Below are 20,979 nucleotides of genomic sequence, written 5' to 3'. Positions count from 1 at the left end.
GAAAACAGGAGTATGAGCGAGAATAAGTGAGTTTGAAAAGTGCTTTTCGAGGTAGGTGCTCCGGCGGTAGCACCTACAAATGTAGCGGGTAGAAACCAAGAGCATGAGCAAGAATAAGCGAGTTTGAAAAACCCTTTTTAAGGTAGGTGCTACGCTGGTAGCACCTACAAACGTAGCAGATAGAAAACAGGGGCATGAGCGAGAATAAGGAAATTTGAAGTTGTTTCTTCTATATAAAATAGAAGCGTTGAAGAAGTGACGATGTTTACTATCCCTGACGTTTGTCGTCAGTGGGTGCGAGCGTTTCATCCTGAGCGTAGCTAATCACATTATTTAGAACCATTCAAGACGAGTTCTTCACTTGAACGTTACTAACTATAGCTATAATATTTATACTAAGCAGCCTCATATAGCAGAACAAAGTGCACCTACTTAAACAGTTCTTAAAAGTAATTGCTTGATAGATAAGAAAATTTTTCAGGGATTCTATTAAATTATAAACTATCCATCCTAGAAATGAAATGATGCAGAGAACCAACCTCATGTTTCCAGTTAAAAAAGCTTGACGTGCGAGGAGATTTTAAGTAGATTGAGAAAGGTAATTGTTTTGATTTTGACATAAAGAAGGAAAGTGACACATGCGTATTTCATATTTTGATAATTTAAAAGTGTTTTTAATTTTTTTGGTGGTTACGGGTCACTTAATGGGACAGTTTTTAGGTAGAAGTGAATTCATAGATAGTTTGTATTTTTTTATAAATATATTCCATATGCCACTTTTTGTTTTTGTGGCAGGGTACTTCTCGAAAAACTTTGCTAGAAAAGGGTATATTGGAAAATTGGCTATTAAGCTATTAATTCCGTACTTAATATTTCAATATATTTATACGACGTATTACAATTTGTATGGAGATGGCTTAGCTTATAATTTTTTAATTCCTAGGTGGGCGTTATGGTTTTTAATTAGTTTATTCTTCTGGAACCTATTGTTAATTGTGTTCAGTAGGTTTAAATACGGTTTGATTCTCTCTGTTGTAATAGGGGTATTTGCCGGATATGTGAATGAAATAAACGAAGTGTTAAGCATGTCACGAACATTCTTTTTCTTTCCATTCTTTATCCTAGGATATTATGCAAAGATGGATCATATTCTGGCTTTCAAAAAAAATACCATTAAAGTGATAAGTGTTATTTGTTTAACTAGCTTGCTATTTTTTATATATCAATATAACTTGATAGATCACGGGCAATGGTTGATGGGGAAAAGAAGTTATGAGTTTATGTTAAATGGTGATATTAATTTAGCCTGGTTGTATAGAATGATCACGTATATGACAATGTTCGTCGTTTCATTTTCAATCGTGCTCTTAATCCCTCAAAGAACATTAAGAACATCAGAAATTGGTAAATACACGATGTATATTTACTTATTGCATTTATTTTTTATAAAACTAATCGTGGAATCTCCTATAAAAGAGCTTGTCATCCAAGAATCGATGTATGTCTCCTTGTTTATTATTCCGTTATTGATTGTGTGGTTTACACAAAGTAAAGTGGTGAGAAAAATAACAAGTGGTTTGATCGAAGTGAAATTTTTAAAAAGGAAACATAAAACATCTTCTGTATAAAAGTGCTTTTAATGGTATCCGTGATGGATGTCATATAATAAATACATGCTTGTTTTCTAAAAGTAAAAGGACTCTTTCGTTTCGGAAAGAGTTTTTTTTGCGTTTTATATATGTGTATGATGAGCACGCGCGTTCCCAAGACAATGATAATGAAGCAGAGAACCGTCCCCATGTTTCTTAAAATCGTGGGAAATAACTATACTGTCTGATGAAATATGAATAGATTGAATGAAGAAAACGAAAGGAGGAGATAAAATGATGAGAAGAGAATTTGACGATAATGGAAACCAAAGTTACTTTAAAGACTCCGAATCAGATGCTAGAGATTTAGAAGATCTAGCTGGTGTTTTTGAGGAAGAGTTCAAAGTCAGAGTTAATGCTTTTATTGACGGTAAAGATTTTTGCAATGCAGTCCGTCGTTGTCTATTAAAGGACCTTCTTGCAGGGGCTTTGGATGAAGATGATGATGATAAACGTAAGAAACACGACTAGTTTTTAGATGGGAGGACAGGGCAATTATTGCCTTGTCCTCTTATTGGGTTTGTCTATAAATCGAAAACGTTTATTTTTATATGTCTCGTATTTGAGTCTGAATTTTCTGGAACGATTTCGAAAAAAGTTTGAATTCCGCCCTTTAACTAAAGGTAAACTCTAATCAGTGTGCTTCAATTTAAAATTAGCGAACGTCTAAAGTTTAGCACATTTGTTTAATAGTAAGTATAATTGCCCTTCCCTCCCTTTTTATCAGACATAGTATGCAGTATCAAACAAAAAGGGGGTGTGAGTTCAATGAGAGATTATAGAAGAGAAAATGATAGTGATGTAGCAGGGATTTCTGATAAAAAGTTAAGACGTTTAGCAGATCTTTTGGATGATGATTTCGAAGTTCCCGTACGTGCAACTATTGACGGTGAGGATCTTTGTGATGCTGTTCGTCGTTGTTTAATCAAAGACCTTGTTGAGGGTCTATTAGATGAAGAGGACAAACCGAAAAGACACAAGAAACACTTCTAGTTGTTGAAGAATAATACACGCGAGGTCAGGACAGTTATTGTCCAGGCCTCTTAATGTTGATAGATTACAGGGATTTTTGATGAATCCAAAACGTCTATTGCAGTCTCGTATTTAATTCGAAACTGCTGGTATGATTCCAAAAATAGCTTCAAATCTTTACTATAAAAGATTACTATAATTTTTGTTCTAAGATAAGTATGTATAAGTTGAGAGCTACCTATACGCCACACGCATAACGGAAGCTTGCCCTTCTGAGTAGTACCTGCACGCAATACGTAGAGTGCTACTTGAAGTGGAGAAAAATCACGCTGTATGTAATAAAAGTTACTACTTGTTTTCCTTAGTAAGATCTTTAGTTTCAAGAATTTTTCTGGAACTAATAAGTTCGTTAATAGAATAGTTATATAAATTATGTGATCCCAATTAATTAACTTCTCTATAAAATGATAAAGAAAGGCTTTAGAAATGAGTTACTGCTGCTTTGCTAATAAAGCACAGAAGCGTCCCTGAGTTTCCAAAGGCGTTAATTGTTTAATGTATCTGGCTATATATTACGTATTTGGTGATGAAATCTGACAGAAAAAAACGAAAAAAGTCAATTTTTCTTTAAAAATCCGAACTATGCTATTGATTATCCAAAAATACTTTTGTATAATTACGTTAACTTAATAATCTCGTAAGTGGGTGATTGCTATAATTCAATTTGATACAAGTCAAAATAAAAAGGTTCTTGCCCATATTTATAATGATGTATCTAAGGAATTGTTTGGTGTTGGCACAACCTTGCTGAAAATTTCCATAGATCAAAACATTATTACTTTCCAAGCTAAACATCGCCGTTCATCGCGCTCAGCCGCTTTGGAGGGAGAGGATCCTAGCTTAAAGCGAGAAATAGATTTTAGAATGTCGTTACTCTATAAGAGGAAATTAAATGAAAGAATTAAACAAGAATTAAACTTCCCAATTGAAGTAGTGTTGCGGGATTACGATGCGTCTACTCAAATCGCATTTACGAATATTGTTCTTCTTGATGAAAACTAAATATAATGTGGTTTTATTTTTGATCTATCAAAAACGAAATCCGTGTTACCGATATGCAGTCTCTTACCTTTGTTAACAAAGAAAAGATGACCTTATGGAATGAAACATTCATTCTGTCAGGATCATCTTTTCTTTTTTATATTATATTATTTTGTGTACATACTAAAATTATGGAGGGTGAAGCATGAAAAGTATTTTGTCTTACGTGTCTATTTTGATGTTAGTTATTGTATTGGCAGCGTGTCGGGACTCAAACTCTGAACCAGAAGCAGGAGAAAACGAAGAGGGAGAACCTACAGAATTAGTTATTTCCACATGGGGATTTGCGGAAGATTTTTTCCGTGAAGAAGTGTTTGCTCCATTTGAAGAAGAACATAACGTGAAAATTGTTTTGGATACTGGGAATAATGCAGAAAGAATGAGTAGAATCGAACAAGGTAGTTCTAATGTCGATCTTATTTACTTATCTGACTATTATGCTCAGCAAGGAATTGAGACTGGGTTATTTGAAACCATTGATCGCAGTAATATTCCTAATTTAGAAGATATCTATGACTTAGCACTTGCACCGAATGGAGAAGATTATGGTCCAGCATATACAATCGCTCAATTTGGTATTGCTTATGATCCGGAGAGAACCGACGTAGAAATTTCCTCATGGGAAGATCTATGGAGCACAGAGTTAGAAAAAGATATTACCATTCCAGGAATTACAACAACATCTGGGCCGATGTTCTTAGATGCTGCTTCTCGAGTGGCTGGCAATTCTACATTTAATGAAGACGATGCATTTGAACAATTAGGTGAATTAAATCCTAATATTGTGACGGAATATGAAGGAACTTCCGAGCTTGTGAATATGTTCGTTCAAGGAGAAATTTCAGCAGGTCCTATCATGGAAATGTTCTTTGCGGATGTGAAAGAATCTGTGCCTAGTGCAGAATTCATTTCTCCTGAAGAAGGAGGCTATGCCGTAATTAATACAATTAATGTGGTAAAAGGAACAGAAAACAAAGAAGTTGCAGAAGAGTTTATTAATTGGATTTTAGGCGAGGAAGTTCAAGAAGCTGCAGCAGTTGCCAAGATTGATTCTCCTGTTAATACGACATTGGATTTAACAGAAGAAGAAGCAGAAGGCCTTACGTATGGAAGTGACGTAATAGAAAGTTTGATTTCACTTGATATGAGCTACGTGAATGAAAATAACGACGAGTGGATTGATCGATGGAATCGTGAATTTGTTCAATAATTAAGAAAGAGAAGTGGTAAGTATGACTAAGAAAGTGATGTTGGACGTGGATACAGGAGTAGATGATGCGCTTGGAATCCTTCTTGCTGTGAAAAGTCGTCAATTTGATATTCTTGGTATTACAACGGTGAACGGGAATGTTTCTTTAGATACTGCCACTCTGAACACCTGTAAAATACTTGAACTTTTAAAGATTGACGATGAAATTTCTATCATTAAAGGAGCTAATAAACCTTTAAAAAGACAATCTTTCTTTGAACATCGCATTCATGGACAAGACGGGCTCGGAGGAGCCCTTCTTGACATGAAAGTGACTAAAAAACCGGCAACAGGATTTGCAGCAGACGTTATCATTGAGAAAATCCTGCAATATCCTGATGAAATTACGCTTATTATGACAGGTCCGCTAACGAATTTAGCGTTAGCCCTTGAGAAGTCGCCAGAAATTGTACATAAGGTGAAAGAAGTTATTTTTATGGGCGGAGTGCTGAAGGGGGGAGGCAATGTTACTCCTACTTCAGAATACAACATGTATGTTGATCCGGAAGCAGCCAAACTTGTTCTTCATGCAGGAATTCCAGAATTAACTCTTGTTGGTTTGGACGTAACCAGACTAGCGTTGCTCATGAAAAAACATATTCAACAACTCAAAGACCCTTCGCTCGCTAGTTATGTAAAGAAAAGCACAGCAGATTACTTCGAGCGCTATTATGAGCGGAATGGTGTCGAAGGGTGTGCTTTGCATGATCCATTAGCAATCGGGGTTGCTTTGGATAAAAAAATAGTGACAACAGAACGGTATTTTGTTGATGTGGAAACACGGAGCGAACTATGTGATGGACAAACGGTTTGCGATTTTCAACATCGGCTTGAAAAAAAACCTAATGTTAATGTCTGTTTAGAAGTAGATTCAGAGGCATTTTTAAATTTATTTATTGAAAATTTAAACTCTTAGGGGAACCAGGAATAGAGGTTTTGACTGTGAAAAAAAGATCATTATATTTATTATTATTACCGGGACTTTTATTTTTAACAATTTTTATGATCGTTCCTATAGCTTTGACGATTGGAACAACATTTTTACAAGAAGGAAGCTTTACGTTTAGTGGATACCTAGAATTTTTCACAGATGATTATTTCATGAGTATTCTTTGGAGAACTTTGGGTGTCAGTTTATTTACAACGTTAGCTTGTATTGTGTTAGGGTTTCCTGTCGCGTACTTTATTTCAAAGATGAAAGGCAGGAAAAAAATAATTCTCCTGCTGTTAACTATTTTTCCTCTTTTAACGAGTCCTGTTGTACGCGCATTTAGCTGGATGGTTATCCTCGGAAGAGAAGGACTGCTTAACAACGTTTTATTATCACTAGGCATGAGACAGGAACCATTAGAAATTCTTTATTCAACGACTGCTGTAACCATAGGTTTGGTGCACTTATTTTTGCCTTTAATTATAGTTACGCTTGTTGGAGTTCTAGAGAATCTCGATCAAGATTTACTTCGAGCAGCTGAAAGTCTAGGCGCTTCAAAAGTTACAGTCTTTAAAAAGGTGGTATTGCCACTTTGTGTACCAGGATTAATGATTGGTTCTATCCTTGTTTTTGTTGGTAGTTTTACAGCTTATACGACCCCAGCGTTACTCGGTGGGAGAGCAAGAGTTATTTCCACCTTTCTATATCAAAATGCGATTACATTAAATGATTGGTATTTAGCATCCATTATTGCAACGATTATGATTGTCGTTACGTTTGTTGTCATAAGTATTATGAATAAAGCAGCTCAAAAGCTGAATCCAAAGGGGTAGAAGGTGTATGCAGGAAAAAAATAGAGTATTGGGCCTGTTTACGCTACTTGTCTTTATCTTTTTGCTAGGGCCACTTATTATTATTTCATTGACGTCGTTTGAACCAGGAAATGTACTTAAGTTTCCACCAGAAGGATTTTCTATTAGATGGTACATTAATATTTTTGAAGTACAGATGTTTCTCGAAACATTTAAGATATCTATACTAGTTTCGTTTGCCGGTAACTTAATGGCATTAATTCTGGGTATACCAGCCGCATACGCGTTAAGTCGAGCTGATTTTAAGGGGAAAGATATTATTAATGCCATTTTCATCTCTCCGATTTTAATACCGGGAATTGTATTAGGTTTTACGTTGCTAAGATATATTATTGTTATATATCAGGTACCAGTTTACTTAGGACTTTTTGTTGGACATACGATTATTATGCTTCCTTTTATCATTCGGGTGATTTCATCTAGTTTATCGAACTTTGACTTTTCCATTGAAGAAGCAGCGTTGAGCCTTGGAGCAGGAAGGTTAGAAACATTCTTTAAAGTAGTTCTGCCGAATATTAAGACTGGAATCATTGCAGCTGTCATCATTGCATTTTTAGAATCCTTTAATAATGTAGACATCTCCGTATTCATGACGGGACCTGGAATTAGTACGCTTCCGATACAGATGTTGACGTATGTACAGTATTATTTTGATCCGACAATTGCGTCAATTTCGGTGTTGCTCATGATATTAACGGCAATTCTTATGTTATTAATTGAACGTTTACTAGGGATATCTTATTTCACTAAACGATAAAGGAGCATTCTCAATGGCATTACTCAGCTTAAACAATATATCAGTTGCCTACAATAAGCAGGATATTTTACATGACTTTAATTTGGACATTGAAAAAGGAGAACTCATCTCCCTTCTAGGACCAAGCGGATGTGGGAAAACGACGACATTACGTTTAATAGCAGGATTTCTGGAGGCAAGAAAAGGAAAGTTTATGTTTCAAGATAAAGATTATACGAAAGTATCTGTTAACAAACGGAATTTCGGATTCGTTTTTCAAAACTACGCTCTTTTTCCCCATTTATCGGTGTTTGATAATGTCGCTTTTGGGTTGCGTTTGCGAAAGGTATCCAAAGTAGACATTGAAAAAAGAGTGTCAAGTATTTTGGGAATTGTGAACTTAACAGGGTTTGAGAAGCGTTTTACACAAGAGTTATCGGGTGGTCAACGACAAAGAGTAGCGATAGCTCGAGCTCTAATAATCGAGCCAGATCTACTATTATTCGATGAACCGCTTAGTAACCTTGATGCAAACTTGCGGATGAATATGAGGGTAGAAATACGCAGAATTCAGCAAGAACTAGGTATAACTACAGTTTATGTATCCCATGACCAAGAGGAATGTTTTTCGATTTCTGATCAAGTAGCTATCATGAACAAGGGGATTATCGAACAGCTCGATGACCCTGCTAAAATTTATAAAATGCCAAAAACGGCTTTCGTTGCTGATTTTATTGGTTTCAAGAACTTCATTACTTTTGATGAGCGAAACGTGCAGGATAAATTTATTGAATTTACACGGAATGACCATCGATTTATAGTGGACCCAGCGGTTTGCTCAGCAAACGTTGAGAAAAGTAAAGTTGGTGCTATTCGTCCGGATAATATTATTATAAAGCCTAGCTCAGAGCCGAAAGCGGAGAAAAATAGTATGAGTGCTAATGTGAAAGTGAGTACGTTTCTGGGGAGAGGGTATCAATACATCGTTGATACACCAATTGGACAATTAACAGTTAATCATGAAACAGAGAATCCGTACAACGTTGATCAAAATGTCATACTTGATTTCCCAAAAGAAAAGTTAGTTTTAGTAGAGTAAATTTTAGGAGTGGTAGAGTTGAAAATAGACACTTTGATTAACAATGTAACTGTGTTCAATAGTTATTTCAAAAAATTCAGTATAAATAATGTTGGTATTCTGAACGGGAAATTTATTTATATTGGTAAACGAGGGGAAGAATCATTCCAAGCAAATGATGTGATCGATGGCACAGGAAAATTCATGATACCAGGTTTGATTGATATTCACCTTCATATTGAAAGTACGATGGTCACGCCAGATACATTCTCTTTTGGGTTAATAAAAAACGGAGTGACAACAATCGTTCCTGAGCCACATGAGATGGCAAATGTATTTGGTTTGCAAGGAGTTACCGAAATGATTAAAGCCAGTAGGTATTGTATGGTTGATATGTTTTATAGTATTCCAAGCTCTGTACCTGCTACGTCTATGGAAACTACTGGTGGATCAATCGGTATCGCCGAAATAGATGAACTCATGGAAACCGAGGAGATTATTTGTTTAGGAGAGATTATGAATTACGTCGATGTTATATCTGACAAAGAGACAAAGTCCAATCAAATTATCGAGCACATTCGCGCGAAATATCCCTATTTAACAATAGAAGGTCATGTTCCTAAATTGCTGGATTTAGATTTACACAAAATGATTTATGCAGGAGTAGATTCCGATCACACTCACCAAACCTTACAAGGGATTGAAGAACGACTTGCAGCGGGAATGTTTATTGAGCTTCAAGAGAAATCAATGTCTCAAGAAATCATTGATTATTTGGTGGAACATCAGGTGACTGAACATTTTTGTTTTGTGACAGATGATGTCATGGCAGATTCCTTTGAGAACCGTGGTCATCTTAATCATTTGGCTCTCAAGGCAATGAAAATGGGAATGGACATAGAACAAGTCATTTACGCGTGTACATATACTCCTGCACAGCGAATGAAATTAACTGATCGTGGTGTCATTGGGCCTGGTAAAGTAGCTGACTTCGTGTTGTTAAATGATTTACAAAAGTTTGAAATTGATCAAGTCTTTAAAGATGGTAAGAAAGCCTATGATGTTAGGGAAGAATATGTTCAATCGAGAATGCCTTCTCAATTTCCGGATTCCTTTTATCAAAGTGTTAAATTGAGTCCTTTACATGAACATGATTTTTCAATCATTGTGAAGCAAGAAAATGGTAGCTATTCGTGTCGCGTGATGATGGTCAAAGATGGGTCGACATTTACAGAAGAACAAAAAAGTGAACTTAAGGTTCGTAATCATATTCTACAATGGGAAGAGAGTGAACATGGTTTGATTGCAACATTTGAGCGCTATGGAAAAAATGGGAACCGCGCTCATGGATTAATTGACGGGGATGTTATTAAAAAAGGCGCCATAGCAACAACTTACTCGCATGACAATCACAATCTATTGGTTATTGGACAAAATACCGAAGACATGGTGAAGGCAGCCAATGAAGTCATTCGTCATCAAGGTGGGATTTGTGTAGTAGAAAACGGCAAAGTACTTCAAATGCTGGAGCTGCCAGTAGGCGGGATATTATCCGAAGAACCTCTAGGTTTATTTGCCAAACAGGTAGAAGATCTTAGAAATGCGATGAAAGAGTTAGGTTACAACCATTATAATTCGATCATGTCGATAAGTACTCTCTCTCTGCCGGTGAGTCCGGCATTAAAAATTACTGACTACGGATTGATTAATGTAAACGAAGGTAATGTTGTTCCACTCGTTGTGGAATAGGTAATAAGATATTCTCAATTTTAATTTCCTCATCTTTTTAAGTAACAGGGCTCTTTCATCAGGGAAGGGCCTTTTTAGCATTTTGTCATCTCGCCAGCCAGTCGGTGACAATGAAGCACAGAACCGTCCCCATGTTTCCCTATGTTTCTTGTAAATTGCATTGACACAATTAGGGTTCAATAGTACTATTAGATTTGTTGTGAATGATAATCATTATCAGTTCAGATTTATTTTTAGGTATACATAAGAGAGGGGAATTTATCATGGAAAGAAGAGCATCATTTTTAATTGTTATTATCATTATGTTGTTAAGTATTTTGTCTGGTTGTGGATCTAATAATGAAGCAGCAAATGATAAAGCACAAGCGGAGGAAGAATCAATTCAAGTTGAAAACAGCAATGAAGAGGTTGATGAAGAAGATGTAGAATCGAGGGTTATTACTCACGAAATGGGTGAGACGACGATTACAGGAACACCAACTAACATCGTAGTACTTGAATTTTCATTTGTGGATGCATTAGCATCTTTAGGAATTTCTCCAATTGGAATTGCTGATGATGGTGATGAAGAACGGATAATCGGTCCTATTGCTGAAAAGATCGGCGACTACACTTCGGTTGGTGCTAGAAAAGAGCCTAGTTTAGAAGTTATTGCCAGTTTACAACCAGACTTAATTATTGCTGATTTAAATCGTCATAAAGATTCGTACGAAGAATTAAGTGAAATCGCACCTACAATTGTATTATCTAGTTTAAGTGCTAATTATGAAGAAAACGTTGAGGCGTTTCCCATCATAGCGGAAGCCTTAGGAGCAACAGAACTAGCTGACGAGCGTACGACTGAGCACAACGAATTGTTAGCTGAACTGAAGTCTAGAGTTCCTTCTGATGAAAGCCGCACATTCTTACCGGCTGTAGTTACAGATACAGGATTTCACGCCCATTCATCTACATCATATACGGGGTCTTTACTTGAAACATTAGGATTAAAGAATGCGATTCAAGGTGAGGGAGTAGAGGATGCAACAAATAAGATTGATTTAGAAACATTGGTGGAGCATAACCCTGATATTATTTTTCTTATGACAGGGGATGAAGAAACAATTATATCAGAATGGGAAGAAAACCCATTATGGGAAGAGATCAGTGCTGTGAAAAATGATCAGGTCTATAAAGTCGATCAGAACGAATGGTCACGTTTCCGAGGATTAATAGCTGCTGAATTAATCGTTCAAGATACTATTGACCTGTTATATGAGAACTAAATAATAATCCAAAAAAAGCGGATAAGCCGATCTTACCGCTTTTTTCATTTCAATGATGAACGAGTGAATTTCATCAATTGTTTCAACAAAGGATGTGCCTATATATGAATATTTCAGCAAAAAACCAACAATCCATCACGAAAAGTTCCAGGAATGAATTATTTCGTTTTTTACCACTTTTTGTTATAGGGATCTTCATCCTTGTCGTTGGAATTTTGATTAGTACATCCATTGGTATGGCAGATGTACGTTTTACTCATTTGATCGAATCTTTTTTTATTGCTGAGCTAACAAAAGAGCATTTAATTGCGCAAACTATTCGTTTACCAAGAGCTATTATTGCATGTCTTATTGGAGCAAGTTTAGCTATAGCGGGCGCGATCATGCAAGCAATCACCCGGAATCCCCTTGCGTCTCCACAAATTTTTGGAATTAATGCAGGAGCTTCTTTTGTAGTTGTGGCCTCTTCCATTTTCTTGACAGGAATTTCACCATATTCGATGGTTTATTTTGCTTTTTTAGGAGCAGCTTTGGGAGGAATGTTAGTTTATTACTTAGGTTCTTCCGGAGAGGGAATGACACCTGTCAAATTAGCCTTAGCTGGAATCTCTATTCACTTTTTTCTATCGGCAATAACCGAGGGACTCATTATATTTAACGAGGATACGACAGAAGGAATTCTTTTTTGGTTAGCGGGTTCAGTAGATAGTACAAGCTGGCAGGATGTAAGAATCATTTCCCCTTGGGTTCTTCTAGGGATAATCGGATCTTTTTTATTAGCTAGTTCTATTAATGTATTGAATCTTGGAGATGATGTTGCGAGTAGTTTGGGACAAAATACTGGTTGGATACGCGTGCTTTCAGGGTTACTCGTTGTTATTTTAGCAGGGTCTTCTGTTTCCATTGCGGGTCCTATTGGTTTTGTAGGATTAATTGTACCCCATATTACAAGGAATCTTGTAGGTATAGATTATCGATGGATTTTGCCTTTTTCCGCGTTATTTGGAGCTATACTCCTTATTTATGCGGATATTGTTGCACGTTTTATATCGTTTCCATATGAATCACCCGTTGGAATTGTGACAGCACTAGTAGGTGCTCCTTTCTTTTTTTACTTAATAAAAAGAGGGAGGAATTTATCATGATAAAAGACGAAGTGGACAAGGATATTACTAGAATAAAACGTATAACGCCTAAATGGCTGTTTATTATCTTGCCTGTAGCAATTATTATATTTTCTATCTTAAGTACAGGGATAGGTGCTGTTTTTATTCATCCTTTAGATGTATTAGCTGTGTTAATAGGGACAGGGACAGAGATGGATACATTTCTTATTGAAAAATATCGAATTCCCAGAATCGTTTTAGCGCTTCTTGTTGGGGCAGGTTTATCTGTGTCGGGTACGATTTTACAAGGCATTATTCGAAATCCTTTGGCATCACCTGACGTCATCGGCATTACAAAAGGGGCAGGGCTGGGTGCGGTTGTGGTTATCATCCTTTTTCAAAATTCACCTACTTTTGTTTTACCGCTTGCTGCATTTTCTGGAGCACTGATCATTGCACTTATCCTTTATCTCTTAGTTTATAAACAAGGGATGCAGCCGACCACGTTAGCACTGGGAGGAGTTGCTCTTGGGGCTTTATGTAATGCTGGGATTCAGTACTTTATGATTAAGTTCCCACTAGAAATAAATGCTGCTCTCATTTGGCTAACTGGTAGTTTGTGGTCTAGTAGCTGGGAACAGATTTATGGTGTTTTCCCTTGGATTATCATTTTGCTACCCTTGTCGATGATTTTAGTAACCAAACTTGATATTTTAAATTTTGGTGATGATGTAGCAATTGGGTTAGGTTTAAGGGTAGTGCGTGTTCGATTGCTTTTATTGTTCATTGCAGTTGCGCTAGCTGCTGCATGCGTCGCAGCTATTGGTTCCATTGGCTTTGTTGGGCTAATCGCTCCTCATATGGCTAGAAAGTTAGTAGGTGCTAAACATAAGTTTTTGATTCCTATTTCAGCAATGACAGGTTCTTTGTTAGTGGTGGTGGCCGACTCAATTGGACGAGGATTAATACCACCGAAGGAAATTCCTGTTGGAATCGTTGTAGCAGTAATAGGGGCACCTTATTTTTTATATCTTTTGCGTAAAGAAAGTAAGAATTTATAACGATATGACACGACATTAAATGTATTTTAAAATTTTGCTAGAAAGGGAGATAAACATGGAGAAAAGAATATCTGCAATAGCAAAGGTTATACGCGAACGGAGATCAATTAAGAGTGGTTATGTAGACAAAGAAGTTTCACAAGAGTTAGTAATGAATTTATTAAAAGATGCTGTATGGGCACCTAACCATGGACTACGAGAGCCTTGGAGATTTATATTTGTACCTACTGGTGAAAAGAGTAAGTTTATTGAAGAAATAGTTGATACTTTACCAGAAGAACTCAAAGAAAATAGGAGAAACTATTTGAGTCAACCAGCGGCTTTTCTTATTATTGTGATGAAAGAAGAGTCACAACAAAAGCAATGGGAGGAGAACTTTGGCGCGGTAAGCTCTTTAATTCAAAACTTTCAATTGCTTGCTTGGGAACAAGAGCTTGGTGTTGTCTGGAAAACAAACCCACATATATACGACCCGAAAGTATATCAACTTTTAGATGTACAACCAGGCGAGAAAATTGTTGGGTTTTTACATTTAGGTTATTTTGAGAGTATGCCTACATCAAAGCCACGGACATCAATAGAAGAAAAATTTACTGTTTTCAAAGGCAAGTAGAGTAGGGTGTTCAGGAAAACAATTTGATGTGTAGATTCAGTGGAATTCTGGTATTAAGGATAAAAAAACATAAGCTCGTGGTGGCATTCCTGCAATAAAGCAGGATGCTTTCACAAGATAAGCAAACTATAAAATTATCGGTTTTTTAGAGATTGTTGTTTTCGTCGAATAGAGGCTAGCGGACCGGAACCATACGTGTAACCTTGCAAATAAAAAGGAAGCACAGAACCGTCCCCATGTTTCCCTTGATAAATAGTCATAAATGATTTACACTGATATTTAATTAAAAAAATATAGTGATAGACTTCTTATCCAGAGTGGTGGAGGGACAGGCCCTTTGATACCCAGCAACCATTAAATCAATGATCGATTGATTTAAACGGTGCCAATTCCTGCAAGGATCGTTAACAATGATCCTTGGAAGATGAGAGTAATCGTATATACATATACGAGAACCTCTCTTAAACTTAGAGAGGTTTTTCTTATGGAGAGAAGATTTATCGCTCAAAAAGGGGCGAATTAGAATGGAAAAAGTAGTATTTGGAGCAGGTTGTTTTTGGGGTGTCGAAGCATTTTTTGAAAGTATTCGCGGAGTGGAAGCAACAAAAGTAGGCTATTCCGGTGGTCATGTGGAGAATCCATCTTATGAAGAAGTGAAAACAGGCACAACTGGTCATGCAGAGGTAATTGAAGTATTATATAATCCATGGAAAATATCTTATGAAGAGCTAGTGAGTAAGTTTTTTGAATGTCATAATCCGACAACGCGTAACCGTCAAGGGATTGATATTGGAACTCAATATCGTTCTGTGATTTTCTTTCAAAACCGGCAGCAATTAGAAATTGCAAGCACTAAAAAAGCCGAATTAAATGACTTGGGCAGTAAAGAGATTGTCACTGAACTTAGTCCTTTACAACCGTTTTATCCAGCAGAGGAGTATCATCAAAAGTACTTCCAAAAAAATAATGTCGTTGCTTGTGGGATATAAAGAGCTTCAAAAGGGGGAATGAGTCAGTTGATCTTGTTCTCCTTTATCAGATTAAAGCTGAATCATTCCCTCAAGCAAAAAACTGGGATTTTCTATCAAGGAATGGATACTAACATAATAATGAGGGAGGGATAAGTATTCCTTTTGGACCGAGAATTTTGAAAACGGGTTTAGCAGTTACGTTGTCGATTTATATTTGTCTTATTTTTGGCATGGAAAACTCTGTTTTTGCTGGGGTAGCTGCAATACTAGCTATTCAACCTTCCGTGTATCGTACATGGAAGCAATTATCAGACCAAGTAATTACAAACTCATTAGGTGCTTCTATTTCGTTATTTTTCATCTACTTTTTTGGGGAGAATCCGGTTATTATTGGATTTGTAATTATATTTATTATTTCTTTAAGTATTAAGCTGAAAATGGAAACTACTATTCCGCTGACCCTTGTTACGGTTATCGCTATCATGAGTGCGACTGGAAGTGAAGATTTATATTTTGCATTAGAAAGACTTCTCGTCATTTTGATCGGAACTAGCACTGCAATACTTGTAAATATATTGATATTTCCTCCAAAATATAAAAAACACTATATTCAAAGTATCGATGCAGCTTTCAGAAATATGTCATTATTAATGAGAACTGTTATTTCAAATGAAATGACAGAGGCTGCATACCAAGATATCAATCGGACTTTTAAAAAAGATTTTAAAAATTTAGAAGAACAATATAAATTGTTCGATGAAGAAAGAGAAAAGTTAGGCAAGTCAAAGCATCTAAACTCAAGAGAAATCATTGTATTTAACCAGATGCTGAAGGTTTTACAGGAGGGGAATCAGCTTTTAGACAATATCGAGGAACACTATGTTCAAAGTGAGACTGTTGATGATGAAAATGATCTATTTGACCAACAGCTGGAAGATTTAATCAAATATCATGAATATTTATTGCTAAAGTATTTAGGTAAGATAAGAGAAAATCATCAAGATACACGAAACGATATATTAAAAGAGAAAGATAAATTTTATGACCAAGTACTGAGTTTTTACCATGTAAGTAAGGAACAAAAACTTCGTCATATGATTATCGCTTCTTCCATCGCCGACTATTCCTTTCATTTAGAGCGACTTGAAAAATTAATAAATCAATATCTTAAGATAAGAGAAACACCGGAACGGAAGAAAAAGCAGGGTTAATTTTTGGTATAGTTCCTATATTTAAGTGTTTTGAAGAATCGATGAAAATAGCACGATACGAAGACCACTTCTTAATTGAATTGGTCTTTTTTAATCGTCAACCTCTGAGTATTTCGGCGGTAACATTTTGTGAAAAAAATCATAAGGGAAAAATAGTTATTGATTATTTCTTGCAATCAAGTGATTTTTTTAGTATTATCGTTTCATAGCTAACGATTATGAAAATTCAAAAGGTGGTGGCTTACAATACATTCATTTAATGATCTGGGAGAGTTGCTGGAAGAAGAGAAGGACACGATCAACCGCTTATCTAAAATGCCGGTGGGTTCACTTGATTTGGATGCTGTTTCCGTCGTTACGAACATATACCGGGTTGCACAAGGGTTGAGAAATAAAATGGAACGCGAAGTATTATCAAAATACGGACTATCGTGGACATCTTTTTCGATACTTTATGATTTGTCTATTTGGAAAGCAATAGAAACAAAAAAGTTAGCAGAATCTGCGGCGGTATCAAAAGCCACAATAAGTAATATAACAAAAACATTAGAAAAAAAAGAACTTTGTTATCGAAAAACGGATACGAGAGACAGAAGAATTACCTATGTAATGATTACAGCTAAAGGGATACAAGTAATGGAAGAATTATACCCTGAATTTCATAAAGGGGAAGTTGAAATTGTCTCTGGTTTAACTGTAAATGAACAGAAAAGTGTCACTGAATTGCTAAGGAAAGTTATCAGGAAAAATCAGTTTTAGTTTTGATACAAATGAATAGTGTAAAAAGTGATGATAGGAAAATAGTAGGACTTACCTTCCTGTTCCAGAGAGTCGATGGCTGGTGTGAATCGATGCAAAGGTAATACGAATTACATTCCTAGAGCTTTCTTTGTAAAACTTCAATTACAAAGAACGGACGTGCCGTTAATCGTGAGTGGAAGACCAGATTCTTTAAGAAGGGTGGAACCGCGTGATAAAATCACGTCCCTTTGTGAAGAGTGTGGTTTTTAATTTTTTAGGAGGTTATGTAGATGGAAAATGTATTGGAACAACTAAATGAAGAACAAACAGCGGAAGTAAAAAGGCAAATGACGTTTTACAAGCAAGGTGTAAAAGAGATTATTCCTACAGAGGAGTTAGAGGTGAAGGTGGCACATTCAGTGATATATAATCAGCCACTGAAAATAAAATTAGGATTGGATCCTTCAGCTCCAGATGTCCATTTAGGTCATACAGTAGTTTTAAATAAGCTAAAACAGTTTCAAGATAACGGACACATCATTCAATTGTTGATTGGTGATTTTACAGGAAAAATTGGAGATCCAACGGGGAAGTCTGTTGCTAGAAAACAATTAACAGATGAGGAAGTAAAGCATAATGCAAAGACGTACTTCGAACAATTTGGCAAGATTGTTGATATGGAAAAAGTAGAGCTTCATTTTAATTCTAAGTGGCTTTCCAAATTAAACTTTGAAGATGTGATCCAGCTGGCTGGGAAAATTACCGTTGCAAGGCTGATGGAAAGGGATGATTTTGAAGAACGCATTGCTCTTGGAAAACCCATATCACTGCACGAATTCTTCTACCCGTTAATGCAAGGCTATGATTCCGTGGAATTAGAATGTGATATTGAGCTTGGAGGAACGGACCAGCATTTTAACATTCTTATGGGAAGACATTTTCAGGAAAAATACGGTAAAGATAAACAAGTGGCGATGTTAATGCCTTTATTAGAAGGACTTGACGGTGTAGAAAAGATGTCTAAATCAAAGAAAAACTACATTGGTATTGATGAAAAGCCACAAGAGATGTACGGGAAGACAATGTCTATCCCCGATATATTAATAGGTAAATACTTTGAACTAGTAACAGATTTTTCACCTGAACAGGTAAACGAAATAAAAGCTGAGTTAGAATCAGGTGAATTACACCCAAGGGACGCAAAAATGTTATTAGGAAAGAGCCTTGTGCGTATGTATCATGGAGAAGAAGAAGCTAAAAAGGCAGAACAGCATTTTATCTCTGTTTTTCAACAAAGATCGTTACCCGATGACATTCCAGTAGTTGAATGGAATGGAAACAATGAAATGCCTATCTTAGATCTTCTTGTTGAGTTGCAGTTGTTAAGTTCTAAAAGTGAGGCCCGCAAAATGATTGATAATAGGGGTGTCAAACTTAATGGAAAAACGATAGAAGATACTAAATTACAGCTTACAATGATTGACGATTTAATTGTTCAGGTAGGTAAACGTAAATTCGTAAAAATAAAGCTCTAAATTAATATATCCACGAGGGATTATTATCCCTCGAATACTTTTATAAATATAAATGAGTTAGCAGGTGTAATTATGCAAAAAGTTATTTTCATAGATGTTGATGGGACACTCGTTAATGATCATGGTGTGATTCCAGAATCAGCTAAGCATGCGATCCAAAAAGCTAGGGATAACGGCCACCTTGTTTTTATATGTACAGGGCGGTCTAAAGCTGAGCTATTTCCCGAAATACTAGAAGCTGGATTTGATGGTATTATTGGCGCAGCTGGGGGATATGTCGAAATAGGCAGTGAGATTATATTACATGAGCAAGTGAAAAAAGAGGATGTCGAACACCTTGTACAATTTTTTACCGAACACGGGATAGATTTTTATTTAGAATCAAATGGAGGTTTATTTGCTAGTAAACATTGCAAAAAACGTATCGGTAGTCTTATACAAAACTTAATAGCTGGAAAACCTGAAGATAAAGAGGAAATTGAAAAAGGGTTGCAACCATTCCATGATTGTTTAATGGAGGGAGAAGATTTAGTAAGAGAGGACATTAATAAGATATCCTTTTTAGGTTCAAATTTACCTTTCGAGAGAATAAGTCAAGAATTCGCCTCAACATTCAATGTAATTCCTAGTACAGTGCCTGCATTCAGCAATAATAGTGGAGAATTATCGGTTCCTGGGATCCATAAAGCAACAGCCATTGCAAAGTTGCTCCAGCATTTAACAATGGATAAAATAGATACCTTTGCATACGGAGATGGTTTGAATGATTTAGAAATGCTTGAATTTGTTCAACATGGTATTGCCATGGGTAACGCAAAAGATGAAGTTAAGAAAGTAGCGGACGATATTACTGGTACACACGATGAGAATGGTATTTTTAATAGCTTTAAAAAATACGGATTGATATAAAAATTCATGTTCTAGCTTTTGTGAGTGCACAAATAATGATTAAAATTTATTTTGGCAAGTGATTAGTTTTATCAAGTGGATTAGGGTTAATGATTTTCTATTGAAAACAAAGGTCAATTTAAAATGTCTTTCAAATTGCATGATAATTTGAGAGGCATTTTTAATTTGTGTAGTTTAAATGAGATTGCTTAGTGTTTAGTAAATCATAATGATTAGACAAAAATTTCAATTGGTTATTTATGTTAAAATTGGTGGAGAGGTAAAAATAGGATTGTCGAGTGAAAAGGGGGAAACTTGTGAAATTACCAACGTGTTGGTCGTGTTCCTACGGTTTTAAATGGAGCGAATTACTAATTGTTATGGATGGGCGAAAACAATGCCCTCATTGCTCTAATAACCAATACTTTACTGCTCATAGTATTTTCAAGTCAAGTGTCGTTGCTGTTCCTTTAGTGTTTATCCCGTTTATCTTAAAGCTATTAAATACTTCCTGGACGATGATGATTTTTATAGCTTTTCTTTTACTTATAATTTATATTGCTTGTTTACCTTTCCTATATGAATTTACTAACGAGCAACAGCACTTTTTTAAGTGAGGTCATAATAAAAGTTGATTACTAACAAAGCAATAAGATAGATATAAAAAGATTTTAAGTTTTTTCAATAAATGCTCTGTCTAATCAGTGAATAGTGAAAGGGGGATGCAATGGCACAATACACAGGATTTTTTATAACATTGGGGTTCATATTTATCATCGTGATTTTAAATAAATATATGTTTTGGTGGGTCAAAAGCGTAATTATTGCTTATTATTTGGTCGTTTCTTATTTTTTTATAACGGTTAAGAATAGAATTGATGAAAAATATGAGGACATTCTCCCTGTTCCAGAGGCATATTGGGATCAAAATACAGGATGGGTTGGCACGATAACGAATTATCTATTTTTACCTTTAATAGGAATTATCGTTTTTATTTATTTCAGGTGGTTTTCCAAGGCTCGCACTAAAAAAGGAAAAATACTTATTCTACTTAGTATTATTCCCTCAGCTATTCTCTTTATTTTATTTAGCTTCTTGTTTTCCTTCGCGTACGGATACAGACCTTAAGATTAACTTTAAGAACGGAAGATTGATGATAGAAAGTGGAAATATGTAGATAAATATAGATGGGAGTTTTTATGATGAGAAAAGTAATTTTAGCTGGAGGAACGGGTTTCATAGGTAAATAT

At 35.8% G+C, this 20,979-nt stretch carries 21 protein-coding genes, 1 riboswitch and 1 other annotated feature; all 21 genes read left to right on the top strand.

What is annotated here, in order from left to right:
* The first annotated feature begins 638 nt into the window (after window positions 1-638).
* On the top strand, window positions 639-1,628 hold the full coding sequence (locus ACHABW_RS22970) for an acyltransferase family protein (RefSeq protein ID WP_435758964.1): 990 nt from the start codon (window positions 639-641) through the stop codon (window positions 1,626-1,628).
* 255 nt (window positions 1,629-1,883) lie between these two features.
* The gene (locus ACHABW_RS22965) at window positions 1,884-2,120 is read left to right on the top strand and encodes a hypothetical protein (protein WP_435758962.1); all 237 of its coding nucleotides are present in this window, start codon (window positions 1,884-1,886) and stop codon (window positions 2,118-2,120) included.
* 297 nt (window positions 2,121-2,417) lie between these two features.
* Window positions 2,418-2,642, top strand: coding sequence for a hypothetical protein (locus tag ACHABW_RS22960; protein WP_435758960.1), 225 nt, complete (start codon window positions 2,418-2,420; stop codon window positions 2,640-2,642).
* A gap of 693 nt (window positions 2,643-3,335) precedes the next feature.
* Entirely contained in the window at window positions 3,336-3,683 is a 348-nt protein-coding gene (locus ACHABW_RS22955) for a DUF2294 domain-containing protein (protein WP_435758972.1), read from the top strand.
* A 184-nt stretch (window positions 3,684-3,867) separates the two neighbouring features.
* Complete coding sequence (locus ACHABW_RS22950; protein WP_435758958.1) at window positions 3,868-4,932, top strand: ABC transporter substrate-binding protein; 1,065 nt, start codon at window positions 3,868-3,870, stop codon at window positions 4,930-4,932.
* Between the two features lie 22 nt (window positions 4,933-4,954).
* Entirely contained in the window at window positions 4,955-5,887 is a 933-nt protein-coding gene (locus ACHABW_RS22945; RefSeq protein WP_435758956.1) for a nucleoside hydrolase, read from the top strand.
* Window positions 5,888-5,913: 26 nt separating this feature from the next.
* On the top strand, window positions 5,914-6,735 hold the full coding sequence (locus tag ACHABW_RS22940; RefSeq protein WP_435758954.1) for an ABC transporter permease: 822 nt from the start codon (window positions 5,914-5,916) through the stop codon (window positions 6,733-6,735).
* 7 nt (window positions 6,736-6,742) lie between these two features.
* Window positions 6,743-7,531 carry an ABC transporter permease gene (locus ACHABW_RS22935; RefSeq protein ID WP_435758952.1) on the top strand — a complete coding sequence of 263 codons (789 nt, stop codon included), beginning with the start codon at window positions 6,743-6,745 and terminating at the stop codon, window positions 7,529-7,531.
* A 13-nt stretch (window positions 7,532-7,544) separates the two neighbouring features.
* Window positions 7,545-8,609: an ABC transporter ATP-binding protein gene (locus ACHABW_RS22930; protein WP_435758950.1), complete on the top strand. Its 1,065-nt coding sequence runs from the start codon at window positions 7,545-7,547 to the stop codon at window positions 8,607-8,609.
* An 18-nt stretch (window positions 8,610-8,627) separates the two neighbouring features.
* On the top strand, window positions 8,628-10,337 hold the full coding sequence (locus ACHABW_RS22925) for an adenine deaminase C-terminal domain-containing protein (RefSeq protein WP_435758948.1): 1,710 nt from the start codon (window positions 8,628-8,630) through the stop codon (window positions 10,335-10,337).
* A 263-nt stretch (window positions 10,338-10,600) separates the two neighbouring features.
* Complete coding sequence (locus tag ACHABW_RS22920) at window positions 10,601-11,602, top strand: ABC transporter substrate-binding protein (protein WP_435758946.1); 1,002 nt, start codon at window positions 10,601-10,603, stop codon at window positions 11,600-11,602.
* A gap of 134 nt (window positions 11,603-11,736) precedes the next feature.
* Window positions 11,737-12,747 carry a FecCD family ABC transporter permease gene (locus ACHABW_RS22915; RefSeq protein ID WP_435758970.1) on the top strand — a complete coding sequence of 337 codons (1,011 nt, stop codon included), beginning with the start codon at window positions 11,737-11,739 and terminating at the stop codon, window positions 12,745-12,747.
* Window positions 12,744-13,769, top strand: a complete 1,026-nt coding sequence (locus ACHABW_RS22910) for a FecCD family ABC transporter permease (protein WP_435758944.1) — start codon at window positions 12,744-12,746, stop codon at window positions 13,767-13,769. Before ACHABW_RS22915 ends, ACHABW_RS22910 begins: the two co-directional genes overlap by 4 nt.
* A 55-nt stretch (window positions 13,770-13,824) precedes the next feature.
* Complete coding sequence (locus ACHABW_RS22905; RefSeq protein ID WP_435758942.1) at window positions 13,825-14,382, top strand: nitroreductase family protein; 558 nt, start codon at window positions 13,825-13,827, stop codon at window positions 14,380-14,382.
* A 305-nt stretch (window positions 14,383-14,687) separates the two neighbouring features.
* Window positions 14,688-14,813: riboswitch (SAM riboswitch) on the top strand.
* A gap of 93 nt (window positions 14,814-14,906) precedes the next feature.
* Window positions 14,907-15,371 (top strand): peptide-methionine (S)-S-oxide reductase MsrA, encoded by a 465-nt coding sequence (gene msrA, locus ACHABW_RS22900; RefSeq protein ID WP_435758940.1) that lies wholly within the window; start codon window positions 14,907-14,909, stop codon window positions 15,369-15,371.
* A 131-nt stretch (window positions 15,372-15,502) separates the two neighbouring features.
* Window positions 15,503-16,564, top strand: coding sequence for an FUSC family protein (locus ACHABW_RS22895; protein ID WP_435758968.1), 1,062 nt, complete (start codon window positions 15,503-15,505; stop codon window positions 16,562-16,564).
* Window positions 16,565-16,879: 315 nt separating this feature from the next.
* The gene (locus ACHABW_RS22890) at window positions 16,880-17,323 is read left to right on the top strand and encodes a MarR family transcriptional regulator (RefSeq protein ID WP_435758966.1); all 444 of its coding nucleotides are present in this window, start codon (window positions 16,880-16,882) and stop codon (window positions 17,321-17,323) included.
* Window positions 17,324-17,344: 21 nt separating this feature from the next.
* Window positions 17,345-17,556 (top strand) — a binding site (T-box leader).
* Between the two features lie 39 nt (window positions 17,557-17,595).
* Window positions 17,596-18,840 carry a tyrosine--tRNA ligase gene (gene tyrS / locus ACHABW_RS22885; protein ID WP_435758938.1) on the top strand — a complete coding sequence of 415 codons (1,245 nt, stop codon included), beginning with the start codon at window positions 17,596-17,598 and terminating at the stop codon, window positions 18,838-18,840.
* A 72-nt stretch (window positions 18,841-18,912) separates the two neighbouring features.
* A complete protein-coding gene (locus ACHABW_RS22880) occupies window positions 18,913-19,749 on the top strand; it encodes an HAD family hydrolase (RefSeq protein WP_435758936.1) in 837 nt (278 codons plus the stop codon).
* Window positions 19,750-20,045: 296 nt separating this feature from the next.
* Window positions 20,046-20,345, top strand: a complete 300-nt coding sequence (locus tag ACHABW_RS22875; RefSeq protein ID WP_435758934.1) for a TIGR04104 family putative zinc finger protein — start codon at window positions 20,046-20,048, stop codon at window positions 20,343-20,345.
* Between the two features lie 110 nt (window positions 20,346-20,455).
* Window positions 20,456-20,857 carry a hypothetical protein gene (locus ACHABW_RS22870; protein WP_435758932.1) on the top strand — a complete coding sequence of 134 codons (402 nt, stop codon included), beginning with the start codon at window positions 20,456-20,458 and terminating at the stop codon, window positions 20,855-20,857.
* The last annotated feature ends 122 nt before the right edge of the window (window positions 20,858-20,979 follow it).

The sequence above is a fragment of the Salipaludibacillus sp. CF4.18 genome, from assembly GCF_051262595.1.
Lineage (GTDB): Bacteria > Bacillota > Bacilli > Bacillales > Salisediminibacteriaceae > Salipaludibacillus > Salipaludibacillus neizhouensis.
This window is presented reverse-complemented; position numbering and strand designations above follow the sequence as displayed.